This is a genomic window from Parvimonas pharyngis (assembly GCF_046569675.1).
Classification (GTDB): Bacteria; Bacillota; Clostridia; order Tissierellales; family Peptoniphilaceae; genus Parvimonas.
Window position 1 is genome coordinate 215,418 of the sequence record NZ_JBKICJ010000001.1, and the last position, 24,975, is coordinate 240,392.

Annotated in this window: 21 protein-coding genes; all 21 read left to right on the plus strand. The window is 28.6% G+C overall.

The window, feature by feature from the left end; all coding sequences use genetic code 11:
• Positions 1–56: 56 nt before the first annotated feature.
• The 21 genes from ACLGL0_RS01045 to ACLGL0_RS01145 all read left to right on the plus strand — a co-directional run bounded on the left by ACLGL0_RS01045 (position 57) and on the right by ACLGL0_RS01145 (position 24,968).
• The gene (locus ACLGL0_RS01045; protein ID WP_233055554.1) at positions 57–1,109 is read left to right on the plus strand and encodes a BMP family ABC transporter substrate-binding protein; all 1,053 of its coding nucleotides are present in this window, start codon (positions 57–59) and stop codon (positions 1,107–1,109) included.
• Positions 1,110–1,226: 117 nt separating this feature from the next.
• Positions 1,227–2,759 carry a glutamine-hydrolyzing GMP synthase gene (gene guaA / locus ACLGL0_RS01050; RefSeq protein ID WP_411013301.1) on the plus strand — a complete coding sequence of 511 codons (1,533 nt, stop codon included), beginning with the start codon at positions 1,227–1,229 and terminating at the stop codon, positions 2,757–2,759.
• A gap of 641 nt (positions 2,760–3,400) precedes the next feature.
• Complete coding sequence (gene hsdR / locus ACLGL0_RS01055) at positions 3,401–6,697, plus strand: type I restriction-modification system endonuclease (protein ID WP_411013302.1); 3,297 nt, start codon at positions 3,401–3,403, stop codon at positions 6,695–6,697.
• Complete coding sequence (locus ACLGL0_RS01060) at positions 6,697–8,208, plus strand: class I SAM-dependent DNA methyltransferase (RefSeq protein ID WP_411013303.1); 1,512 nt, start codon at positions 6,697–6,699, stop codon at positions 8,206–8,208. Before hsdR ends, ACLGL0_RS01060 begins: the two co-directional genes overlap by 1 nt.
• Complete coding sequence (locus ACLGL0_RS01065; protein WP_411013304.1) at positions 8,208–9,548, plus strand: restriction endonuclease subunit S; 1,341 nt, start codon at positions 8,208–8,210, stop codon at positions 9,546–9,548. Before ACLGL0_RS01060 ends, ACLGL0_RS01065 begins: the two co-directional genes overlap by 1 nt.
• Before the next feature lie 5 nt (positions 9,549–9,553).
• Positions 9,554–10,876: an AAA family ATPase gene (locus tag ACLGL0_RS01070; RefSeq protein WP_411013305.1), complete on the plus strand. Its 1,323-nt coding sequence runs from the start codon at positions 9,554–9,556 to the stop codon at positions 10,874–10,876.
• A gap of 1 nt (position 10,877) precedes the next feature.
• Complete coding sequence (locus ACLGL0_RS01075) at positions 10,878–11,555, plus strand: retron system putative HNH endonuclease (protein WP_411013306.1); 678 nt, start codon at positions 10,878–10,880, stop codon at positions 11,553–11,555.
• Between the two features lie 419 nt (positions 11,556–11,974).
• On the plus strand, positions 11,975–13,210 hold the full coding sequence (locus tag ACLGL0_RS01080) for an aminopeptidase (RefSeq protein ID WP_314557579.1): 1,236 nt from the start codon (positions 11,975–11,977) through the stop codon (positions 13,208–13,210).
• Between the two features lie 98 nt (positions 13,211–13,308).
• Positions 13,309–13,653, plus strand: a complete 345-nt coding sequence (locus tag ACLGL0_RS01085) for a prepilin-type N-terminal cleavage/methylation domain-containing protein (protein WP_314557580.1) — start codon at positions 13,309–13,311, stop codon at positions 13,651–13,653.
• Positions 13,646–14,068, plus strand: a complete 423-nt coding sequence (locus ACLGL0_RS01090; protein WP_314557581.1) for a prepilin-type N-terminal cleavage/methylation domain-containing protein — start codon at positions 13,646–13,648, stop codon at positions 14,066–14,068. The genes ACLGL0_RS01085 and ACLGL0_RS01090 overlap by 8 nt, the downstream gene beginning before the upstream one ends.
• Positions 14,058–14,393: a prepilin-type cleavage/methylation domain-containing protein gene (locus ACLGL0_RS01095; protein WP_314557582.1), complete on the plus strand. Its 336-nt coding sequence runs from the start codon at positions 14,058–14,060 to the stop codon at positions 14,391–14,393. The genes ACLGL0_RS01090 and ACLGL0_RS01095 overlap by 11 nt, the downstream gene beginning before the upstream one ends.
• Positions 14,371–14,913, plus strand: a complete 543-nt coding sequence (locus ACLGL0_RS01100; protein WP_411013307.1) for a PilW family protein — start codon at positions 14,371–14,373, stop codon at positions 14,911–14,913. The genes ACLGL0_RS01095 and ACLGL0_RS01100 overlap by 23 nt, the downstream gene beginning before the upstream one ends.
• Position 14,914: 1 nt before the next feature.
• Positions 14,915–16,060, plus strand: coding sequence for a hypothetical protein (locus ACLGL0_RS01105; protein WP_411013308.1), 1,146 nt, complete (start codon positions 14,915–14,917; stop codon positions 16,058–16,060).
• Between the two features lie 68 nt (positions 16,061–16,128).
• Complete coding sequence (dut, locus tag ACLGL0_RS01110) at positions 16,129–16,560, plus strand: dUTP diphosphatase (protein WP_314557585.1); 432 nt, start codon at positions 16,129–16,131, stop codon at positions 16,558–16,560.
• 11 nt (positions 16,561–16,571) lie between these two features.
• Positions 16,572–18,905 (plus strand): DNA translocase FtsK, encoded by a 2,334-nt coding sequence (locus ACLGL0_RS01115; RefSeq protein ID WP_411013309.1) that lies wholly within the window; start codon positions 16,572–16,574, stop codon positions 18,903–18,905.
• Positions 18,889–19,431 carry a CDP-diacylglycerol--glycerol-3-phosphate 3-phosphatidyltransferase gene (gene pgsA / locus ACLGL0_RS01120; protein ID WP_314557587.1) on the plus strand — a complete coding sequence of 181 codons (543 nt, stop codon included), beginning with the start codon at positions 18,889–18,891 and terminating at the stop codon, positions 19,429–19,431. The genes ACLGL0_RS01115 and pgsA overlap by 17 nt, the downstream gene beginning before the upstream one ends.
• A gap of 14 nt (positions 19,432–19,445) precedes the next feature.
• On the plus strand, positions 19,446–20,588 hold the full coding sequence (gene recA / locus ACLGL0_RS01125; RefSeq protein ID WP_233055570.1) for a recombinase RecA: 1,143 nt from the start codon (positions 19,446–19,448) through the stop codon (positions 20,586–20,588).
• Positions 20,589–20,723: 135 nt separating this feature from the next.
• Positions 20,724–21,767, plus strand: coding sequence for a DUF1015 family protein (locus tag ACLGL0_RS01130; RefSeq protein WP_314557588.1), 1,044 nt, complete (start codon positions 20,724–20,726; stop codon positions 21,765–21,767).
• Between the two features lie 13 nt (positions 21,768–21,780).
• Positions 21,781–23,595 carry an aminotransferase class I/II-fold pyridoxal phosphate-dependent enzyme gene (locus tag ACLGL0_RS01135; protein ID WP_411013310.1) on the plus strand — a complete coding sequence of 605 codons (1,815 nt, stop codon included), beginning with the start codon at positions 21,781–21,783 and terminating at the stop codon, positions 23,593–23,595.
• A gap of 156 nt (positions 23,596–23,751) precedes the next feature.
• A complete protein-coding gene (plsX, locus tag ACLGL0_RS01140; protein ID WP_411013311.1) occupies positions 23,752–24,744 on the plus strand; it encodes a phosphate acyltransferase PlsX in 993 nt (330 codons plus the stop codon).
• A 2-nt stretch (positions 24,745–24,746) separates the two neighbouring features.
• A complete protein-coding gene (locus ACLGL0_RS01145) occupies positions 24,747–24,968 on the plus strand; it encodes an acyl carrier protein (RefSeq protein ID WP_009449108.1) in 222 nt (73 codons plus the stop codon).
• Positions 24,969–24,975 lie beyond the last annotated feature (7 nt).

The following is a 24,975-nucleotide window of genomic DNA, read 5'->3' on the forward strand; positions in this document are numbered from 1 at the left end:
ATTTTAGTTATTATGATATATAATGTACTAGACTAAATAATTTAGGAGGGTTTTATATGAAACTTAAAAAGACTTTCGCTGCTCTTTTAGTAGGCGCGATGATTTTAACAGGTTGTTCTTCTTCACCTAAGGAAACAAAAGAAACAAAAACAGAAGAAAAAAAAGAAAGTACTAAAAAACCAATCAAGTACGCAATGGTTACTGATACTGGTGGTGTAAATGACCAATCATTTAACCAATCTGCGTTTGAAGGATTAAAAGATTTGGAAAAAGAAGGTATAATCGAAAAAGCAAGTTATGTTGAAAGCAAGCAAGCTTCAGATTACAAAACAAACTTAGAAACATTGTTAGATACTAAGTATGACTTAATTGCTGGTATAGGATTTGCATTAGCAAAAGACATTGAAGCTGCTGCAAAAGCTAATCCAGATCAAAAATATGTAATAATTGACTCTGCTTTTGAAAATACTCCAAAAAACTTAATTGGAACAATTTTTGCAGACAATGAAAATTCATTCTTAGTTGGATATTTAGCAGGAACATTAACTACTTCAAATAAAGTAGGATTTATTGGAGGCATTACATCTCCATTAATTAAAAAATTTGAAGCAGGATTTAGAGCAGGTGTTGAATTAGCAGCTAAAGATAATAATAAAACTGTTGAGGTAGTTGCTCAATATGCTGAAAGTTTTGGAGACGCGACTAAAGGTAAAGCAATAGCAAATAGTATGTACTCATCAGGAGTTGATATGATTTTCCATGCTTCAGGAGGAACAGGAAATGGAGTTATTGAATCTGCAAAGGAAAATAATAAATTTGTTTTTGGGGTAGATAGAGACCAATCATACTTAGCACCTGAAAATGTAGTAGCTTCTACAATTAAAAAAGTTAACGAAGCTATTAAGAGTGTTGGTAAAGATTTATATGAAGGAAAATTCAGAGGTGGAGAAACAATTGAATTTTCACTAAAAACTAATGGTGTTGATATTGCTTATGGAAAAGAAGATCAATTAAAGATTAAAATTCCTAATGAATTAAAGCAAAAAATTGAAGAGTTAAAGAAAAGTATAGCTGATGGTAAAATTACTGTACCAACAGAAGTTAAATAGTTTTTATTAAAAGGAAGCATAAGCTTCCTTTTTTTATTTAAATTAAATTTTTATATTTACCTTTTGCTCCTAATATTATATAATATTAATATTAAATAATATTAAGGAGAGTATCATATGAAAAATGAACTAATACTTGTTGTTGATTTTGGAGGACAATATAATCAATTAATTGCTAGAAGAGTTAGAGATCTTAATGTATATTGTGAAGTAATTCCTTATAATAGAGCACTTATTGAAGTAAAAATAAAAAAACCAATTGGAATAATTTTTACTGGTGGGCCAAATAGTGTTTACGATGAAAATGCGCCAAAAATTGAAAAAGAAATTTTTGAGTTAGATATTCCTATTTTAGGTTTATGCTATGGTATGCAATTAATTTCTAAAACATTTGGTGGAGTAGTTGAAAAAGCAGAAAAAAAAGAATTTGGTAAAACTATATGTATAAAAGATAAAAATTCAAAACTTGTAGCAAACATGAAATCTGAAACAACTGTTTGGATGAGTCACCAAGATCAAGTTGTAAAACTACCAGAAGACTTTGATTGTATTCAACATACAGATACATGTCCTTATGCCGGAATAGAAAATGAAGAAAAGAAAATTTATGCTGTTCAATATCATCCTGAAGTTAATCATTCAGAAGAAGGTAAGGAATTAATAAAGTCATTCCTTTATGATATTTGTAATGCAAGTGGTGATTGGACAATGCATAATTTTATGACTGAACAAATTAAAAAAATTAAAGAAACTGTTGGAGATAAAAAAGTACTTTTAGCTCTTTCTGGTGGTGTTGATTCCTCTGTTTGTGCATCATTACTATCTAAATCAATTGGAAATCAATTAACTTGCGTATTTGTTGATACTGGTCTTATGAGAAAAAATGAAGGTGATGAAGTAGAAGAAGCTTTTAAAAATGATGAATTAAATTTTGTAAGAGTAAATGCAAAAGATAGATTTTTAGAAAAGCTAAAAGGAGTAACAGATCCTGAACAAAAAAGAAAAATAATTGGAGAAGAATTTATTAGAGTCTTCGAAGATGAGGCTAAAAAAATTGGTCAAGTAGATTATTTAGCACAAGGAACAATATATCCAGATGTTATTGAATCAGGACTTGGAGATGCAAAAGTTATAAAATCACATCACAATGTAGGAGGACTTCCTGATGTTGTAGATTTTAAAGATTTAATAGAGCCTCTAAGAGATTTATTTAAAGATGAGGTAAGAAGATTAGGGTTAGAACTTAAAATGCCTGAATACTTAGTTTTCAGACAACCATTCCCAGGACCTGGCTTAGGAATAAGAGTAATGGGAGAAGTAACAGAAGAAAAATTGGAAATCTTAAGAGATGCTGATGCAATATTTAGAGAAGAAATTGCAAAAGCTGGAGAGGATAAAAATATAAGCCAATATTTTGCAGTTATAACAAATAACAAAACAGTTGGAGTAATGGGAGACTTTAGAACATATGACTACACTCTAGCGTTAAGAGGAGTTACAACAACAGATTTTATGACTGCTGATTGGGCTAGAATACCTTACGAAGTTTTGGACAGAGTTTCCGTAAGAATAGTAAATGAAGTAGAGAATATAAACAGAATTGTCTATGACATAACAAGCAAACCGCCAGCAACAATCGAGTGGGAGTAGAACGAGAAATCACATAAACGGTCTAAATCAGGGTTTTTAGGTGTGTTTTAATTAGTGATTGAGAAAAATTGGGTGTTAATTTTTCAGATATGTTTGCAAATAAAGAACTAAAGAAATAAAAAACTTGAGGTAAAAGAATATTACTTCAATTAGAGTAAATACTTATAGTAGAAGGAGATATATGATATATTTTTGTTGAATAAGGTATTGCCTTATTTTAGCTGTGCTTAAAATGATGTAGCAGACGAACTAAATACAAAAATTAGAATATCTTTGAGTAGTTGAGAAACTTTTTGTTTTCTAAAAGAGAAATATTTGATAACAAAATTAGATATCTATGTGTATGTTAACCGTTTAAATACAGCCAGTAAGAAAAATCAAGGTGTGGATGTTGCTATTAAGTCAGACTTTAAAGTAGTTTATCAACAGAAGAGTTAACAAAATTTAACACTCAATATCCGAAGCTGAATACTTAAATAACTACAGATTTTCATAATGGATTCTAAATCACAGATAAAACATAAATTTATTATATATAGATCAACCACTAAAAATGTTGGAAAATAGATTTGAAACTACTAAGATAGAAGAAATGGACTTCGATTTACGATTAATAGTAAATGAGGAATAGGAGAAGAATAATGCAATCTAATTTTGATTTTTTACAAAATGATTTTCCAGTTTTATATCAGATTGGAAGTATTGCCGAAAAATATCTATATACAGATTCAAATTCTTGTTTAATAAAATTGGGAATTTTTGGAGAGATGGTGGTTAATCTAATGTTGCAATTAGACAAAATTCCTGTGCCACAAACAGATAATACCCATGCGAATCGTATTAAGCTTTTAAGAAAAGAAAGCATGCTTCCAAATCAGATTGACGATATTTTATATGCTTTAAGACTGAATAGAAATAAGGCGGTGCACTCAAATTTAGATGATCGAGAACAATGCAAGACACTTCTTCGAATGACTTACAATTTAGCAGTGTGGTTTATGCAAGTATATGGAGATATTAATGGAACGATTAATGATTTTTCAATGCCTGTGGAAGATAAAACCAACTATGCATCTTTGGTTGAAGAAAAAGAGACACTTATACAAGAATTGAGTGCAAAAATCAAAGATATACAAGCACAAGATATTTCACAAAATGATCGTATTCAAAAAGCAAATAATGCAGTTAACTTCATGAAGCTCTCAGAAAAGGAAACAAGATATTTGATTGATGAGCAGCTTCGTAGAGTTGGTTGGGAAGTTGATACTGAGACACTACGTTATTCAAATGGAGTTCGACCACAGAAAGGAAAAAATCTGGCAATAGCTGAGTGGCCGACAGAAAATGGATATGGAGAAAAAGGACATGCTGACTATGTGCTTTTTGTGGGATTAAAGATGGTTGGGATAATTGAAGCAAAAAGAACGAGTCTGGATGTACCTTCTATAATTGATGTGCAAGGGAAAGAATATGCAAAGAATGTTATAAGGGAATACAATGCAGATAGAGTTGCAGAAGATGAGGCAGAGTATGGTGTTAATTCAAAGAAAGAAAGTTATCAATTTTCGGATTGGAATGGATACAAAGTACCTTTCGTATTTGCAACCAATGGACGTAAATATTTGGAGCAGATTAAAACAAAGTCGGGAATTTGGTTCTTAGATTTAAGAGACAATAGCAATATACCAAGAGCATTGCAGGGATGGATTAGTCCAGGCGGTATTGTGGAGTGGTTGGAGAAGGATATCCAATCAGCAAATGATAATTTGAAGAATACTCGCTATGACTTATTGACAGACAAAAATGGTTTGAACCTGCGTAGTTATCAAATTCAAGCGATAGAAGCAGCAGAAAAAAGTATTATAGAAGGAGCAAAAACAGTTCTGCTTTCAATGGCTACAGGCACTGGTAAAACACGAACAATTTTGGGGATGATATACCGTTTTTTAAAATCCAATCGTTTCAAAAGAATATTGTTTTTAGTGGATAGGACAGCGCTTGGTATGCAGGCACAGGATGTATTTAATGAAGTCAAGCTTGAAGATTTACTGACATTAGGTGAGATCTATAACATAAATAAATTAGAGGAAAAAGAAATATCAAGAGAAACAAAAATACAAGTTGCTACTGTGCAGAGCTTGATAAAACGCATTATGTATAGTGAAGAGGGACTAATTCCCGCTGTTTCTGATTATGATTTGATTATAGTGGATGAGGCTCACCGAGGTTATACATTAGACAAAGAAATGGATGAAGATGAGTTGCTCTATCGAAATCAAGATGATTTTGTGAGCAAATATCGAACCATCATTGAATATTTTGATGCTGTAAAAGTTGCGCTTACGGCAACGCCTGCATTGCATACTACTGAAATTTTTGGGAAACCGGTATTTAATTATTCATACAGAGAAGCGGTAATCGATGGCTATTTGGTTGACCATGATGCACCTCATAATCTGAAGACGAAACTCAGTGTAGAAGGTATTAAATACAATAAGGGCGAAATTGTGCCAATTTATGATCCTATTACCGGAGAGGTAACCAATAGCGATGAATTGGAAGATGAACTCAAATTTGATATTGATCAATTCAATCGTAAAGTAATTACAGCAGATTTCAACAGAGTAGTTTTAGAAGAAATTTCAAATTACATTGATCCCGAAGGAGAAGGAAAAATACTAATTTATGCCGTGGATGATAAGCATGCTGATTTAATCGTTTCCTTGTTAAGAGAAATCTATGAGTCACAAGGTGTTGACCAAGATGCTATTATGAAAATTACAGGAAGCATAGGAGATAAAAAGAGAGTAGGAGAAGCAATCAGGCGTTTTAAAAATGAAAAATATCCAAGCATTGCTGTTACAGTTGACTTGTTGACAACAGGAATAGATGTACCGGAAATCACAACCTTAGTATTTGTACGCCGTGTAAAATCAAGAATCCTGTTTGAACAGATGCTGGGTAGAGCAACAAGACTTTGTGAGAAAATAGGAAAGACACATTTTGAAATATATGATCCGGTTGGCGTATATGAATCTCTTAAAGATGTTAGCACGATGAAGCCGATTGTTGTCAATCCAGAGACGGATTTTGTCGATTTGATGGAAGGGTTGAAATTGCTAACAGAGGAACAAGTACAAAATCAAATTGACCTTATTGTTGCCAAAATGAGAAGAAAGATTAAAAATCTATCGAAGCAACAAATGGAATACTTTGGAGTACTTTCAGATGGAAAAAATCCACAACAATTCATTGAGGAAATATTAAATTTAACTCCGAATCAAGCAAAAACAATGATTTTAAAAAATGCTCCGGTATTTGAACTATTGTCACAAAGTAAAAGAACCATAGAAAGAGCGGTGGTTATTTCAAACAAAGAGGATGAACTTCTAAGTCATACCAGAGGATATGGAAATGGACAAGAACCAAAGGACTACTTAGAAGAATTTAGGAATTTCATTTCAGAAAATGTAGAAAAAATTGAAGCTTTAAAATTGATATGCACCAGACCTGCAAGTCTTACTCGCCAAGGGCTAAAAAATCTCCGAAAGATTTTAGATCAACAAGGCTTTACAGAAAAGCAACTCAATAGTGCGTGGAAAGAGGTGAAAAATGAAGAGATTGCGGCGGATATTATTAGTTTGATTCGTGCACAAGCTATCGGCTCCGCCATGATAAGTCATGATGAAAGAATTAAAAATGCTGTAAAAAAGCTAAAATCTAAACACAATTTTACAAAAATGGAAGAGGGATGGCTAGATCGAATTGAAGCTAACTTGATAACAGAGACGGTTTTGACAGAAGATATTTTTAATAGCGGTGTTTTTAAAGACAAAGGTGGGTTTAATAAAATTGATAAAATATTTAAAAATAAACTAAGAGAATACATCATAGAGTTGAATCATTATCTTTATGAGGATGGAGGGAAAGCGGCATAATGGGAAATCAGGAAATCATACAAAAACTTTGGAATTTATGTAATGTGCTTCGAGATGACGGTATAACCTATCATCAATATGTAACGGAGTTGACCTATATTCTTTTCTTAAAAATGATGCAGGAAACTGGAGAGGAGAAAAATATTGAGAAGAACATCGTCAGTTACGAAGAACTGAAAAAGAAAAATGAAGAGGGCACAATAACAAAGAATGAACAGCAGGAATTTGCAGATAAAAAGAAAGTTGCTGAATACTCTTGGGATAGATTGGTATCCCTTTCTGGAATTGAACTTAAAAGGTATTATGAGCAAATTATCCATTTATTTGGGGAGCATTGTCGTGGACATATAAAATCCATCTATCATAATGCCCGAACAAATATTGAAGAACCGAAAAATTTGGAAAAAATCATTCGTACAATGAATAATCTGGATTGGTACAGCATAGATGAAGAAGGGTTCGGAGATTTATATGAAGGACTTTTGGAGAAAAATGCTAATGAAAAAAAATCAGGTGCAGGACAGTATTTCACCCCTCGTGTATTGATTGATGTCATGACTCAATTAGTTCAGCCACAGCTTGGCGAGCGCTGTAATGACCCTGCTTGTGGGACATTTGGGTTTATGATTGCAGCAAATCGTTATGTAAATGAACATCATGATGAATTTAGCTTGTCGGATGAAGAGTATAAATTTCAGAAGGAAAAAGCCTTTACAGGATGTGAACTCGTTTCCGATACACATCGTTTGGCGCTGATGAATGCAATGATTCACGGAATTCATAGTGAAATTTTGTGTGCTGACACTTTAAGTAATATTGGGAAAAGGATGAGTGATTATGATGTTGTATTGACCAATCCACCATTTGGAACAAAAAAAGGTGGAGAGCGTGCCACTCGAGACGATTTTACATTTCCGACATCCAACAAACAGTTGAATTTTTTACAGCATATTTACCGCAGTTTGAAAACAAATGGAAAAGCCCGTGCAGCAGTAGTATTACCGGATAATGTATTGTTTGCGGATGGAGACGGAGCAAAAATTCGTGAAGACTTGATGGACAAATGTAATCTCAATATGATTCTTCGATTGCCGACCGGTATTTTTTATGCACAAGGAGTCAAAACAAATGTACTGTTCTTTACCAGAGGAACAACGGAGAAAGAGAATACAAAAGAAGTATGGTTCTACGATATGAGAACCAATATGCCTTCCTTTGGGAAGACAACACCGCTTAAAAAAGAGCATTTTGTTGATTTTGAAAAGGCATATCTAGCAGAAGATAGAACTAAAATCGAGGATGAAAGACTCAATGTCTTTACACGAGAGGAAATCAAAGCCAAAAGCAACAGCTTAGATTTTGGTTTGATTCGTGATGAAAATGTTTTGGATTATGAAGATTTGCAAGATCCGATTGAAAGCGGAGAAGAGATGATTGGACAATTAGAAGAGGCTCTTGATTTGATAAAAAGCGTAGTAAAAGAGCTGAAATCGCTTGGGAGCGTAAACTGATGGCAAAGAAAAAGAATAATTTAACATTGGAAGAAAAGCTGCAAAATGCATTGGTTCCCGAGGAAGAACAACCGTATCAGATACCAGAAAATTGGGTTTGGACATACTTGTTGGAAGGGTTTGCTGAATGCAAAGATAAATATAGAAAACCTGTAAATGCAAAGGAACGAGAAAGTCGGGAAGGAGTTGTGCCTTACTATGGAGCCACTGGTCAAGTAGGTTGGATTGATGATTATCTAACAAATGAACATTTAGTTTTAGTAGGTGAAGATGGTGCTCCTTTTTTTGAATTACTAAAAGATAAAGCTTACATTATAGAAGGAAAAGCATGGATAAATAATCATGTTCATATAGTAAAATCCTTTTATGGGATGAAAGGAAATGAATATCTAAAACATTATCTAAATATTTTTAATTATAATGGATATGTAAATGGAACAACAAGATTGAAATTAACACAATCAAGGTTAAGAGAAATTCCTATTCCTATGGCACCTATTTTAGAACAGCAAAGGATAGTAGAGCGTATTGAAAGTCTCTTTTCAAAATTGGATGAGGCGAAAGAAAAAATTCAAATGTCATTGGATAGTTTTGAAAATCGTAAATCAGCAATTTTATATAAAGCATTTTCCGGAGAACTAACCAAAAAATGGCGAGAAGAAAATGGGATCAAGTTCAAAGATTGGGATAAGGTGGAATTACGAGAAAGATGTCATATTAACCCCAAAAAAATCTCTACAAAAGAATTAAATGATAATATGGATATAACTTTTATTCCGATGGCATCTGTTTCAGATATACTTGGAGAAGTTTCAGAACCATTAGTAAAAAAACTTGGCAAATATAAAAAAGGGTACACAAATTTTTCTGAAGGCGATATATTATTCGCTAAAATTACTCCTTGTATGGAAAATGGTAAGATAGCTGTTGTCGAAGAACTTGAAAACAATATAGGATTTGGATCAACTGAATTTCATATAGTCAGATGTAATAATAACACATATAATAGATTTATATATCATTTACTTCGATGGAAAAAGTTTAGAGAAGAAGCAAAAGCAGTTATGTCCGGAGCTGTTGGTCAGCAAAGAGTTCCAAAATCATTTTTAGAAGAGTACAAAATAAGCTTTCCATCTCTTGAAGAACAAAAAGAAATTGTACGCATTTTGGATACTATCTTTGATAAAGAACAAGATATTCAGCAACTTATTGATTTGATAGAAAAAGTTGATTTGATGAAAAAATCCATACTGGCAAGAGCTTTCAGAGGGGAATTAGGTACGAATCTTCCCGAGGAAGAAAGTGCAATGGAACTGTTAAAGTCTGTTTTGGAGGTTTAGTGATTATGAAAATTTCAGGCTTAAAAATTAGTGGGTACAAAAATCTTAAAAACCTGGAAATGGATTTTGAGAAAGATGTATCCCTTATAGCCCTTATTGGTGATAATGGAAGCGGAAAATCAAATGTTCTTGAAGCTTTGACGATAATTTTTTCCGGATTATCGATGAAAGAAAAAATTGGTTTTGATTTTGAAGTGGAATATTATATTGGTCAAACAAAATATTTAATTTGTAATAATGCCGAAGTTCTATCGATTTTTAAGAATGGAAAGAAGATAAGAAAACTTGACCCATTAAATGATTTGCCTCCAGCAATTTTTCTCTATTACTGTGGGGATACAAGAAGATTAGAGGAAATTGCTGATTCAAATATAGACCTTGAATTTAACAAGGCATTAAAGATTCAAGAAAAAGTGAAGGTAAAGTATCTATCCTTATTGCAATTAAGGGACTTTCCAGGGGCGCTTTTGGCAAATGCACTATTTGGAACACAGACTTTTTCTAAGGTTTCTGAGTTGCTTGGCATAACAAGAATTGCAGACAAGGTAATCTTCTCTTTGAAAAGACCGAACTGGAGTAAAAAGGCTTCGATAAATGAAGATTCTTTTTGGAATGCCCGAGGAACTGTGGCAAATCTACTTCATCAGATTAAGGATATGGGGAATTTAACTATCTCGGACAGAGATTCGGCTGTCATCCAAATTGATGATTGGAAAAAACTCAAGACAATGGCAGAAAACATTTTTGATATACTTAAAATATTCAAACTTTTAATGCAAGCAGATATATTGCACAGCATACGCTTCGATGTTTTAAAAAATGATAACGAGATTTCAATTCACGAATTAAGTGAAGGAGAAAAACAACTTGCTTCACTTTTAAGCTTTTTAGAAGCTACAAAAGAGTATAAATCTTTGTTTTTGTTAGATGAATTCGATGCTTTTTTGCATCCTTCTTGGCAAAGGAAATTTGTGGAACTTGTATCGGATATAGAAATTCGCGGGCAAATTATTTTTACTACACACTCACCATTATCATTGACTAAATTGAATAAGCATCAGATCAGAATTTTTAAGAATGGAGAAGTTGAAGAAGTCACTGTTGATACATTCAACAGAGATAGCGCTGAAGTGATGGAAGAGATTATGGGAGTAGATTTAAGGTCTGAAGAAGTTCAGAAACTGATAGATGGATTTAAAAAAGCGGCACTATTTTCGGATAAAGAAAAAGCATTATATTACAAAGAACAGTTAAGAAAAAAACTCTCGGAAGAGGATCCTCTTTGGATAACCGTTGAAATTCTTTTGTCAAAATTAGGAGAAAAATAAGATGAAGTATATAGCGAAGGAAGAAGCTCCAAAGGAGTATCAAGAATATTGTAAGAGAAACAAAGCTTCTTACGATGATTTAAGAGAGAAAAATAATAGAGAGGTTTATGAAAAACTGAGAGTATCATTATTGGAAGAACAGGGGTATATTTGTTGTTATTGCGGTTGTCGTATCACCTTAGACAATGTCACGGTTGAACACTTGAAACCACGGGATAAATATAAAAAACAAGAGTTGGATTACTCCAATTTATTAGCTTCTTGTGATGGAGGACAAAATAAACGCAGTAAGAGCAAGGAAGTTAATTTAAGTAGGAGTGAAAGAGATAAACAGTATCCGTTGTATTGCAATTGTCAAAAAGGAAATATGGAAATACCGGTTACCCCACTGATAGATAATTGTGATGAACGATTTAAATATGATGAAAAAGGAAATATTTTTTGTAAAGAGGGTGATACTGCTGCTGAGAATACAATAAATATTCTAAATTTAAATAACTCGACTTTAAAAAACCAAAGACAAGCGGCTATTAAGAACGTCATATGGCGCAAAGATGAAATTCAAAAAAATAAAAAAGAGGAGATAGAAAGACTTTCTTCTATGCAAAATGATGACGGCGTTTTTAGATATATTCCGTTTTGTTTTGTAATGAGATCTTATTTAGAAAGTTTTATTTAAAAAGTAGATTTATTCAATAAGGTGATAACAAGAATTTGCCGCTGGAATCGTTACTGGAACGGGCAAAATAATCTAAAAACGATCCAAAATTAGACGATATTCTCAGCACTTAAAGAACTCAAAGTATGCAATTTGAACGCTTTTGGCATAGAATGAACAGTGGAGCATGAAGAGTGAGAGCAACAGAAACAAATATTTTACCGTTATAAAACGCTTAAGGATACAGCGGTGAATTGTTTTTAAGTAATTAAATTCTCTAAATTATATTATTTTTATACTAAAAAGTTTAATAGCAGTATAATTTTAATAATGGAGATTAATATCTCCATTTTTTTAAAATATTTTAAAAGATTTGATTTTTTAGTAAAAAGGTGTATAATAAAACTAAACAAGTATTAATATATATTAAGGAGATAAATATGGATTTTAAAGAAAAATTAAAGAAATATGCTGAAACTATAATAAAAGTTGGAGCAAATGTTCAAAAAGATCAACTAGTAGTTATAAGAGCTAATATTGAAGCAAAAGATTTAGTTAGAGAATTATCTGAAGAAGCTTATAAAGTTGGAGCTGGAAATGTTAATGTTGTTTGGAGAGATGATATAATAACAAGACAAAAATTTGAATATGCGAGTATAGAAACTCTTTCTGATGTTAAACAATGGACAGTTGATCAATTTACTGATTATATTGATAGTAATGCAGTATTTATTTCAATTGTTGGAGATGATCCAAATAATTTAGATGGTTTAGATATAAATAAAATTAAAGCTAGTAGTATTGCTAATTCGAAAGCTATGAAATATTTTTCATCTTCATTAATGGCAGATAAAAATTCATGGTGTGTTGTTGGTGCACCAACAGTAGCATGGGCAAAAGTAGTATTTCCACTTTTATCAGAAACAGAAGCCGTTAATAAGTTATGGGAATTAATTTTTTATACTTCTAGAATAGGTGAAGGTGACTCTGTTAAAGGTTGGGAAGAACATATTAATGAACTTAGTAGCAGAGCAAAATATTTAAATGAAAAACAATTTAAATATCTAAAATATACAAGTGATAAGGGAACTAACTTAACAATTGAATTACCACAAAATCATGTATGGAATGCTGCTGGAAGTGGTTTTAATTCAAAAGGTGTTAGTTTTACAGCTAATATTCCAACAGAAGAAGTTTTTACCCTACCACATAAAGATGGTATTAATGGTATTGTATATAGTACAAAGGCTTTAAATTACAATGGAAATATTATAGATGAATTTAAGTTAGAATTTAAAAACGGAAAAGTTGTTAGTTATAATGCAGAAAAAGGTTATGATGTATTGAAATCTCTATTAGAAACAGATGAAGGCGCTTTGTCTTTAGGTGAAGTTGCTTTAGTACCATTTGATTCTCCGATTTCAAATACAAACACAATGTTTTTTGAAACTCTTTACGATGAAAATGCATCATGCCATTTAGCTTTAGGTAAAGCATATCCAACTTGTTTAAAGGATGGAGAAAAAATGACAGAAGAAGAACTTAAAGATAAGGGTGCTAATGATAGTTTAGTTCATGTTGACTTTATGGTTGGAGATGAAACTTTAAATATTGTTGGAATAACTGAATCTGGAAATGAGATTCCTGTATTTACTAACGGTAATTGGTCAAATTAAAATTAATGCAGGAATTTCCCTGCATTTTTTTATTATTTAGAATAAATAAGTTTATATTAAATATAAACTATTTAAAATAATTTAGGAGGATTTTGATTATGAGTAAATCAAAGAAAAAAGCATTTACATTAATTGAACTATTGGTTGTTATTGCTATACTTGCTATATTAATATTAATAGCAGTTCCAAGGTATAACAATTCTAGAGTAAAAGCAGATAAAACTGCGCATGCAGCTAATGTAAAAGTATTGGAAGTAGCAGGTCTTAGATACTTAACAGAAGAAAAAGTTGAATCCGATAAGGATATAACTGATGATTTAGTTGCTAAAAAATATGTTAAAGAAATTCCAAAATTACCTAAGTCAATTAAAGGAACAGCTTATAAAGTAGAGATCAAAAATGGTGATATTGTAGTAACACCATCAGTTGAAAAAGATGATTAAGAGAAAGTCATTTACTCTTATTGAATTAATCGTCTGTTTAGCAATTATTTCTGTTATGATTTTAGTTATTAGAGTAAGCTTTATTAATAATAAAAAAACAATAGCTTTAGAGGAACTAAAAATTATAGCAGAAAGTATAGAAAATGCAAAAGTCTTTTCCATAGAAAATAAGAAGATAGTAGTTATTAAAACAAATTCGCATGATAATACTTTTGATATAAAATCTGAAGGTTATTTTTTTAAAAAAATTTATTGTAAAAATTTAAATATTTTAAATAGTATTCAATTAGACTTTAATAATAGAGGCATACCAAGTGAGGGAAAGACTTTTAAATTTTCTTATGATAAAGAATTTTATGAAATAAGAGTAAGACCAGTAACCGGATTTATAAATGTGATAATAAATGAAAAATAAAAATTTTAGAATAAAGTCATTTACAATGATAGAATGTATATTTGCGATTTTTATATTGTCAATAATTAGTATTTATATAATTTCTGGTATTAATACTTTTTTACATATACAAAAAGAAAATATTAAGAATATCAATAAATTAACAGAAGTAGAAAATACTGTAGTTATTATAAAAAATAATATAAAAAGAAATTTAGAAATATTAAATGATGTAGATTTAAATAAATTTGAAATTAAAATTTTTGATTTAGGCGAGATATATAATATAAAAATTAATTACATAGATGACATGGAGAAAATATATGAAATATATATATCAAAATAAAACTAAGTCTTTTACATTATTAGAGCTTTTAATAACAATTGCAGTTTCTAGTATTATTATATTGTGTTGTATATATATTTTTTTTGGAACTTATTTTGCTAATTTAAATCAACGAAAAAATTTTTCAAAATTAGAGCAGATTAACTATTCAATGGAATATATGGAAAATGAGATTAGTGATTCAGTTTTAACAAAAATTTCTTCGGATAGTATTAAATTAAAAAAATATAGATATAGTTCTTATTTAAGTGAAAAAGCATCAAATACTATTACAAAAGTAAATGATATTGAATATAAAAAAATAAAAGTTGGAAATAAATATGAAATAAGAAGAATATCTAAAGATACTTTAAATTCTATTAATTATGGTAATAATTTACTGATTAAGGATTTAGATTTTTTTAACGTGGAATATTTTGAGGATTACTTGGTTTTAAGATATTCATTTAACGACAAAGAATATATTAAGTATATTTTACTAAAAAATAAAAAATATGATTATATAAGTGGAGAAAATTAATATGAAATTTAAATCTTATATTATGCCTATAGTACTATTAATTTTTTCATTGGTAATGATATTCTTTTTATCAATATATCATAGAACAATTAGTTCATATAACAAAAATAATTCAAAAGAAAAATTGGTTATTAATAAGTTTAAAAATTTAAGCATGGAAGATATTTTAAGTACTAAAGCAACATTAAATTTTATAAATAATAAAATTAATAATAGAGAAAATTTTAGTATTAATATTAATCTAGATGAACTCTTAAAAGTAAATAATATAAATGATATAGATAATTTTTTTGAGAATTATCATATAACTTTAAATAGTAATAAGATAAAGAAAAAGATAAACTTTTATGATAATCAAAAAACATCACATTCATATTATGTTCGTCAATATGAAATTTTTTTTGAAGTAAGATTTGATAATCAATTAGTTGAATATAGAATAGTAGATTTAAATAGGATTGAAAATTATTTATTCGATACACAAATTAAAAATTATATTGAAGGACGAAAGAAAAATCTTAATGATAACTATTATATTGCATTAAATAATAATACATCTAAGTTATACGAACGAATTTTTTCTAACGAAATTCAAGTTAACTTTACTAAAGATTTACGTATTTACAATTATAATGATAAAATTTATATAATATATGATGAACAGTACAAAAAATTGTTGAATAGTTATTTTAGTAGTAAAGGATTTGAAATGATAAATTTGGATATTAATTTATCCGATATTGAAGAATTTATTAAAAATAATAACTTAAAGAATTGCTCAAAAAATAATTTTATTGAATCATATCTTTTAGAAAATTCAGAATATATTAAAAATTCTATTAATATTGATATTAATAATAAATTATATTTAGATTTTGACAAAAATGTTGAAATATATTGTAATATAAAATTAGATCAAAATGATGAAATAGTTGTAACTAATAAGGTTCCAAAAGTATATGGTATATTAGTAAATAATACTAAAATAAACGATATTAAAATAGATTTTGAAGGTATTTTATTCTCTAAAAATAAGTTAAATAGTAAATACAAATTTTCTCCAGAAATTTTGGATATTACAGCTAGATTTATTAAAATTAGTAATAATTTTTATTTAGAAAAAATAGATAATAATGATATAAAGTAGTTTGATTAAAATTAATAAATTTGATATACTATATCTGTTAAAATGAATTTTTTTGGAGGGGAATTTAATTGGAAATTAAAATAATAAATAGAAGCAAAAATGAAAACCCATCTTATGCAACAGAAGGAGCTTCTGGGTTTGATTTAAGAGCAAATTTAGATGAAGATTTAATAGTTAAACCTTTAGAAAGAGTAGCAGTTCCAACAGGATTGTTCCTTGAAATACCAGTTGGTTATGAAGGACAAATTAGGGCTAGAAGTGGAATGAGTTTAAAACATGGTATAACTATGGCTAATGGTGTTGGTACTATAGATAGTGACTATAGAGGAGAAATCAAGGTTTTAATTGTAAATATTTCAGATAAAGAATATACTATTAAAAATAATGATAGAATTGCTCAAATGATTATTGCAAAATATGAGAGAGCTGACTTTAAACTTGTAGAAGAATTATCTGATACATCTAGAGATAAAGGTGGATTTGGACATACAGGATACTAAAAGGGGAGTAAATGAATAATAAAAGAAAAACAAGATCAAAAACAAAAAAAACAAATCTAAATAAAGATAAAGTATTATATAGAAATACGATTTTAGGATTGCTTTTATTAAATACTTTTTTTATTATATTTTCTATTTTTTCTAATACTGGTTTCTTAGGTAACATTATAAAAAATGTATTTCAAAAACTTTTTGGAGGTACATATATTATATTTCTAATAATTATGGAAATAATTTATACAGTTGTTATTCTTGGTAAATTAAATAAAAAAAACAAGAACCGTAGTATAATGGGATTACTTGTCTTTTTTAATTATATGGGTTTAGTTGACTTATCTAATAACACTTCAAATAATTTATCGATTAAATTTTCTATTGCTCAAAGTACTGCTCCAAAAGGTAGTGGTTATTTAGGGGCTATTTTAGGATATTTTTATAATATAATGATTGGAACAATAGGATTATACGTATTTACATTTATGATAGCATTATTCTTAATACTATCATTTTTAGATATAACTTTTATAGATTTTTTGAAAATTTTAAAAATTAATATTATAAAATTATATAATACAATACATGAAAGATATTTAAGTTATAAAGAAAGAAAAGCTCAAAATAATAGTTTAAATGAATTAAAAAATGAGGAAAATATGGTAATCGTCGACAGTGTAAATGATATGGAACAAAGGGAAATAATTGTGTCAGATCATAATAATGGACTATCGATCGAAAATGACGTTGAAATTGAAGAACTTGAAAAAGATAATTTGCTAGATAGTTTTAATTTATTTCCTGATGATAATGAATTAAATAAAGAAAGAAAAGACAAAGAAAATAAAATAAATACAGAAACTATAGATATAAAAATGGATACTTCTGAAGGTAAAAAAATAGAATATAAAATTCCATCTTTAAATTTACTAAAAGGTAGTAAAAATAAAGAAACAGAATCTGAATTAACTTTAAAGGATAGAGCCAGAAAGATAGAAACAACATTAAAAAGTTTTGGTGTTGGAGCTAAAGTTGTAAGAATTAATAAGGGGCCAACTGTAACATGCTTTGAATTACAACCAGATATGGGAGTTAAGGTTAATAAAATTGTTAATTTGGCAGATGATTTATCTTTAGCCTTAGCATCTTCAGATATAAGAATAGAAGCTCCGATTCCAGGTAAATCTGCTATAGGAATAGAAGTAGCAAATACATTAAAAGAAAATGTATCTTTAAAGGAAATTTTATCATCAAAAGAGTATCAAAATTCTACTTCTAAGATGCCAATGGCTTTAGGTAAGACAATTTCCGGTGATATTATAGTTTCATCTATTGATAAAATGCCACATATGTTAATTGCTGGAGCAACAGGTTCAGGAAAATCAGTTTGTATAAATACATTGATAATGAGCATATTATATAAATCATCTCCTGAAGATGTAAAAATGATACTAATCGATCCTAAAGTTGTTGAACTAAAAATATATAATAATATTCCACATCTTGCTATACCAGTTGTTACTGATTCTAAAAAAGCGAGTGCAGCATTAAATTGGGCTGTTAGAGAAATGGAAAGACGATATTCACTATTCTCTGATAATCAAGTTAGAGACATCAATGGATATAATGAAAAACAGAAAAATGATAAATTGGAAAAATTACCATATTTAGTTATAATTATAGATGAATTATCAGATTTAATGATGGTAAGTGCTAATGAAGTTGAATCACATATATGCAGGCTAGCTCAAATGGCAAGAGCTTGTGGTATCCATTTAATCGTAGCAACTCAAAGACCATCTGTAGATGTTATAACAGGAACAATTAAAGCTAATATACCATCAAGAATTTCTTTCCAAGTTTCTTCTCAAATTGACTCAAGAACAATATTAGATGCATCTGGTGCTGAAACATTACTTGGTAGAGGAGATATGCTATTTAATCCATCGGGAGTTTCAAAACCTATTAGAATTCAAGGATGTTTTGTTTCTGATAGTGAAGTTGAAGCAGTAGTAAATAATATTAAAGAACAAAGTAATGATGTCATTTATGATGAAGAAATAATTAGAAATATTGAATCTGAAGTATCTAATTTAGATAATTCTGAAGATGATGATGTAGATGATTTATTTTATGATGCGGTAAAAATTGTTTTAGAGGAAAATTCAGCTTCAATATCCCTACTTCAACGTAAGATGAAAATTGGATATGCTAGAGCGGGTAGAATAATTGATGAGATGGAAAGTAGAATGATAGTAGGTAAGCAGGAAGGTAGTAAACCTAGAAAAATATTAGTTGGGTATGATTACTTAGAAATGAAGAAAGGGGATACTAATGAATATAGCAAATAAATTAACTTTGTTTAGAATTTTTTTAGTACCAATTTTTATTATGAGTTTACTGATTTTAGGAATTGATAATATATTAGGTTTTTTAATTTTTATTATAGCATCAATAACAGATATGTTGGATGGATATTTAGCTAGAAGTAGAAATTTGGTTACAACATTTGGAAAATTTATGGATCCGCTTGCAGACAAAATTCTTGCTTGCTCAGCATTAGTAATGCTTGTTCAGTTCGGGAAAGTTGAAGCTTGGATGGTTTGTATTGTTTTAGCTAGAGAATTTATAATATCAGGTTTTAGATTAATTGCAGCAACTAATGGAATTGTAATATCGGCTAGTATTTATGGAAAAATAAAAACTATAACTCAACTTTTTGCAATTAGTTTTATACTTCTAAACTCAACGAATTTTATTAAGATTCCAATGAATATTGATAAGATATTGTGGTATATATCAGTTGTATTCACAGTTATGTCTGCGATAGATTACATTTGGAAAAATTTGAAAGTTTTAGATTTAAAAAATATATAATTTAGGAGGAAATAATGGCTATAAAGAAAACAGATAAATTCGAAAGAATAGAAGATAAAGATGAAAGAAAAAAAGCTTTATCAATAGCACTTGAAAAAATTGAAAAAGATTTTGGTAAAGGAATAATTATGAGAATGGGTGATGCACCAAAATTAAATGTTGAATCAATTAGTACAGGCGCTATGAATTTAGATATTGCATTAGGGATTGGAGGAATTCCTAAAGGAAGAATTGTAGAAATATATGGACCAGAATCATCTGGTAAGACAACTTTAACATTACATATAATTGCTGAAGCTCAAAAATCAGGTGGAGTTGCAGCATTTATTGATGCTGAACACGCTCTTGATCCAGAATATGCAAGAAAATTAGGTGTAGATGTTGATAATTTACTTATTTCTCAACCTGATACAGGAGAACAAGCTTTAGCTATAGTAGAAGCATTAGTTAGAAGTTCTGGAATTGATTTAGTAATTGTTGACTCTGTAGCTGCACTTGTTCCTAGAGCAGAAATAGAAGGTAATATGGGAGATTCTCATATGGGTTTACATGCTAGACTAATGAGTCAAGCATTAAGAAAATTAGCTGGTATTATTTCAAAATCAAATACTACAGTTGTATTTATAAACCAATTAAGATCAAATATATCTACTAATCCTTATGCTGGTGGTGGTCCTGCTGAAACTACAACTGGTGGTAGAGCTTTAAAATTCTATGCAAGTGTTAGAATTGATATAAGACGTGCTGAACAATTAAAACAAGGTGATGGAGAACCTTATGGTGCAAAAACAAAAGTAAAAGTAGTAAAAAATAAAATGGCTCCACCATTTAAAACATGTGAATTTGATATAATATTTGGAGAAGGTATCTCTAAATTAGGAATTATAGTAGATATGGCATCAGATAAAAATATAATTAAAAAATCTGGTGCATGGTATAGTTGTGGAGATCTTAAATTAGGTCAAGGAAAAGAAAAAGCTAAAGTTTATTTAGAAGAACATCCAGCTTTTCTTGAAGAAATCAAAGAAAAAATTTATGCTGCATATGCTATAGATTATGAAAAGAAAGATGTTCCTGATGAAGTAGAAGTTTCTTCATTTGAAGAAGATATAGAAAATTCAGAAGAATTACTATTAGATGATTTAATAATAGAATAATATTTTTTAAAAGATGAGTAACAAACTCATCTTTTTTATTGTATATTAAGATGATTTTTATTTCTTATTATGATATAATAAATATAGTTTTGTACTTATTAAAAAATTATTAAATAGAATAACTGAGGAGGTTTTATGAAGATTAAATTATTAAAAGATAGTTTTATTAATATTTCTAATAATATATATGACTCAGATTTTATTAGTATGACAAAAATTAAGGAAGATAAAATAAGTTTTGATGAGAGTACTTTGTTTTTATCAAAAAGAAGTAAAGATAAACTGAATTCTCAACCAATAGAAAGAAATAATGAGTGTATATATATTTTTAAATATTTTAATTCATATGGAATTTTGGCTGATTTACCAATTGAAGAATACACTTCTGAAAAAATCAAATGTCATGAACTAGTATTACCTGATATTATTCAAGGAATGATTGCGAATTATCATGAATATAATTCAGAAACAGCTCCTGTTTTTATTGTTCATAAAGAAGAAATTGACTATAAAAAAATACTAAATAATAAAAAATATAAAAGAGAGTATCATTTTGAAAATATTGATTTATATGCTTATTATAATGATGAAGCTAGAGAGATATTAGATAAATTTTCAAAAATAGATCAGATGTACGTTGCAGACGGACATCATAGATTATATGCCTCATCTATGCTAAAAAATAAGGCAAGTGTTTTATCATGTTTTTTAGGGTTTTCACAAGTTAAAATTTCTCCTATCCATAGAATGATCAAAAATATGGACGCTACTTCTTTTGAAAAAGCAAAACAATTTATGGGTACATTTTTAGAAGTTTATGATGATGAAGAATTAAAAAAAGGATTCGTTAGGATATCCTATCAAAGAGATTCTTTTTTAGTAAAGTTAAAAGATACAGAAAATGATTTATTCTGGAATAATGATGTCTATAGAATGAATACACAAATAATATCAACAGCATTTAGAATACTTAATTTTTCAAACGTTGAATATATAGGTGATGATGATTTAAAATTTGTTAAAAAAAACTTAACTAATAGTGATGTGCTTATAGAGTTATATCCTATGGATGCTGATGAGTTTATGAAGCTTGCCGATGAAGTATGCATACTACCGCCAAAATCTACATTTTTTATTCCAAAATTTCCTTCATTTTTAGTTTTTAAGAAATATAAATAAGCGAGGTGTATAAATGCAAGCAGTTATTTTAGCAGCAGGTCTAGGAAGCAGACTGAAAAAATTAACGGAAAACCACACAAAATCCATGGTTGAAGTAAATGGTGTTTCACTAATTGAAAGAATGCTTAGAATTTTAGATAAAAAAAATCTTACAAAAATTGTAATTGTTACAGGATACAAAAGTGATTTTTTTGTAAATTATATAAAATCTTTGAAGTTAAATACAAAGTTAACTTTTATAAATAATGAAATATACAATAAAACAAATAATATTTATTCAATGTACCTAGCAAAAGAAGAAATGGTTAATGATGATAGTATTTTACTCGAATCAGATTTAATATTTGAAGAGCAGATTATCAATGATATATTATATGATCCTCGTGAAAATTTAGCATTAGTTGATAAGTACGAAAGATGGATGGATGGTACATGTTTAAAAATTAATGAGAAAGAAGAAATTACTGATTTTATTCCTGGAAAATTATTTGATTTTAATGATGCAGATAATTATTATAAAACAATTAATATTTATAAGTTTTCTAAAACTTTTTCAAAAGATATTTATTTTCCATTTTTAGAAGCTTTCATGAGTGCGAATGGAAGAAATGATTATTATGAAACTGTATTAAAAATAATAATAGATTTAGGAAAAAATCATATACTTGCAAAAGTAATTTCAAATGGTGTTAAATGGTATGAGATAGATGATGAACAAGATTTAGACATAGCATCTTCTATCTTTTCGGATAGTTATGAAAAACTAGAAAAATATCAAAAGAGATTTGGAGGTTACTGGAGATATCCAAAATTACTAGATTTTTGTTATTTAGTAAATCCTTACTTCCCACCAAAAAGATTAGTTGACGAACTAAAATATAATTTTAAAGTTTTACTTGAACAGTACCCATCAGGGCTAAATATTAATTCATTGTTAGTTTCAAAAATTTTTGATGTAAAAAAAGATAATATTGTAGTTGGCAATGGTGCTGCTGAGTTAATAAAATCAATTATTGAAAAAATTGAGGGTAATATAGGCATTATTAGACCTACTTTTGAAGAGTATCCAAATCGTCATAATTCCAACAAAATAATAGTATTTAATCCAAACAACAATTATTTATCTTATACAGCAAGTGATTTAATAAATTATTTTTCAGACAAAGATATTGAGGCATTAATCTTGATTAATCCAGATAATCCAACAGGAAATTATATCTGTAAAAAAGATATTTTTACAATAATTGAATGGGCGAAGTCAAAAAAGATTAAATTTATTTTAGATGAAAGTTTTGTGGATTTTGCTGAAGAAAAAGATTCAACATTTTTATATGATGATATTTTAAATAGTTATAATAATTTTATTGTTGTAAAAAGTATTTCTAAATCATATGGAGTTCCAGGACTTCGTTTAGGCATTTTAGCAACGTCAAATACTTCAACAATAGAAATGATAAAGAAAGATGTGTCTATTTGGAATATTAATTCTTTTGGAGAATATTATCTACAAATATATGATAAGTATAAGAAAGATTATCAAAAAGCGCTATTAGAAATAAAAAACTCTAGACAAGTATTTTTTAATGATTTAAATTGTATCAAAGAATTAAAGGTTATTCCTTCTGAAGCTAATTACTTTACAATAGAATTAACAAAAGGAACATCTTTAGATTTATGTTCAAAAATGCTTGAAGATTATAATATTTTAATTAAAGATTTAACTCCTAAGTTAGCTAATGGTAAAGAATATATAAGAGTAGCTGTTAGAAATATTGAGGATAATAAAAGATTAGTTTTGGCATTTAATAAATATTTTAACAGCATATAATTTAATATTACTAATGAAACAGTATTTTATTAATAATTAAGTGAAAATACTGTTTTTTTATTTTATATATAAAAATAAAAAATTAAAATATTTCTAGATAATTGTATAATACTTATAAATATGATATACTAAAGTGTATTAGTATTGGAGGTAATTATGAAAATTATAGTAGATTTATTAGGATCTGATAAAGGACCTGAAACAATTTTCAAAGGAGTAATAGAAACTAGTAAATTACACAAAGACTTGTCTTTTGTAGTTATTGGGCCACAGGAAATATTAAAAAAAATAGAAATTGATAATGATTTAAGAGATAGATTAGAGATAATTGATACACATGAATATATTTTGAATAACGAAGAACCAACTTTTGCTGTAAGAAAAAAGAAAGATTCTTCTATAGTATTAGGAATGAGATATTTAGATAAGGGAAGTGCAGATGGTTTAATATCTTTTGGAAGTACGGGAGCTGTATTAGTTTCGGGACTTCTTATAGCAAAGAGAATGGAAAATGTAGAAAGACCTGCTTTAACTATTACTTTGCCTACTAATAAGGATAGAATGATTTTGTTAGATTTAGGTGCTAATATTGATTGTACTGTTGAGATATTAAAACAATTTGCGATAATGGGAAATATTTATGCTAGAGAAACTTTAAATAAATTAAGTCCTAAAGTGGCTTTATTAAATATTGGAAGTGAGAATGGAAAAGGAACAAAAGTTTTAAAAGAAACATACGCCGCTTTAGAAAAAGAAAACATGAATTTTGTAGGAAATATTGAATCTAGAGATATTTTTAACGGAAATGTTGATGTAGTTGTTTGTGATGGATTTCATGGAAATGTACTACTTAAGACAATTGAGGGTTCAGCAAAATTCATTTTAGAAAATATGAAAAAAACCTTAATGTCATCATTTATTGGTAAAATTGGAGGACTATTAATAAAATCCCCAATGAAAAAATTAAATAAAACATTAGACTATAAAGAATATGGAGCGTGTCCAATGTTAGGATTAAAAAAAGTAGTTTTTAAAGGACATGGAAGTAGTGATGAAAAAGCTGTTGTTTCAGGTATAGGTTCAATGGTTGATTTTATAAAAAAAGATATTAATTCAAAAATTGCAAAAGAAATTGAGAGAGGAGAATAATAATGGTTTTTGAAAAAGTTAAGGAGTTTCTGCAAAATTCATTTAAGGGAAAAGAAATTAATTTAGATACTAAATTTAGAGAAGATTTACAAGCTGATTCTATAAAAGTATTAAGTGTTATTATGGATATTGAAGATGAATATAATTTAGAATTAGATGAAGAAACTATTCGTTCAATTGTAACTGTTAGAGACTTGGTAGAATATATAGAAAAAAATATCTAAGAGGGAT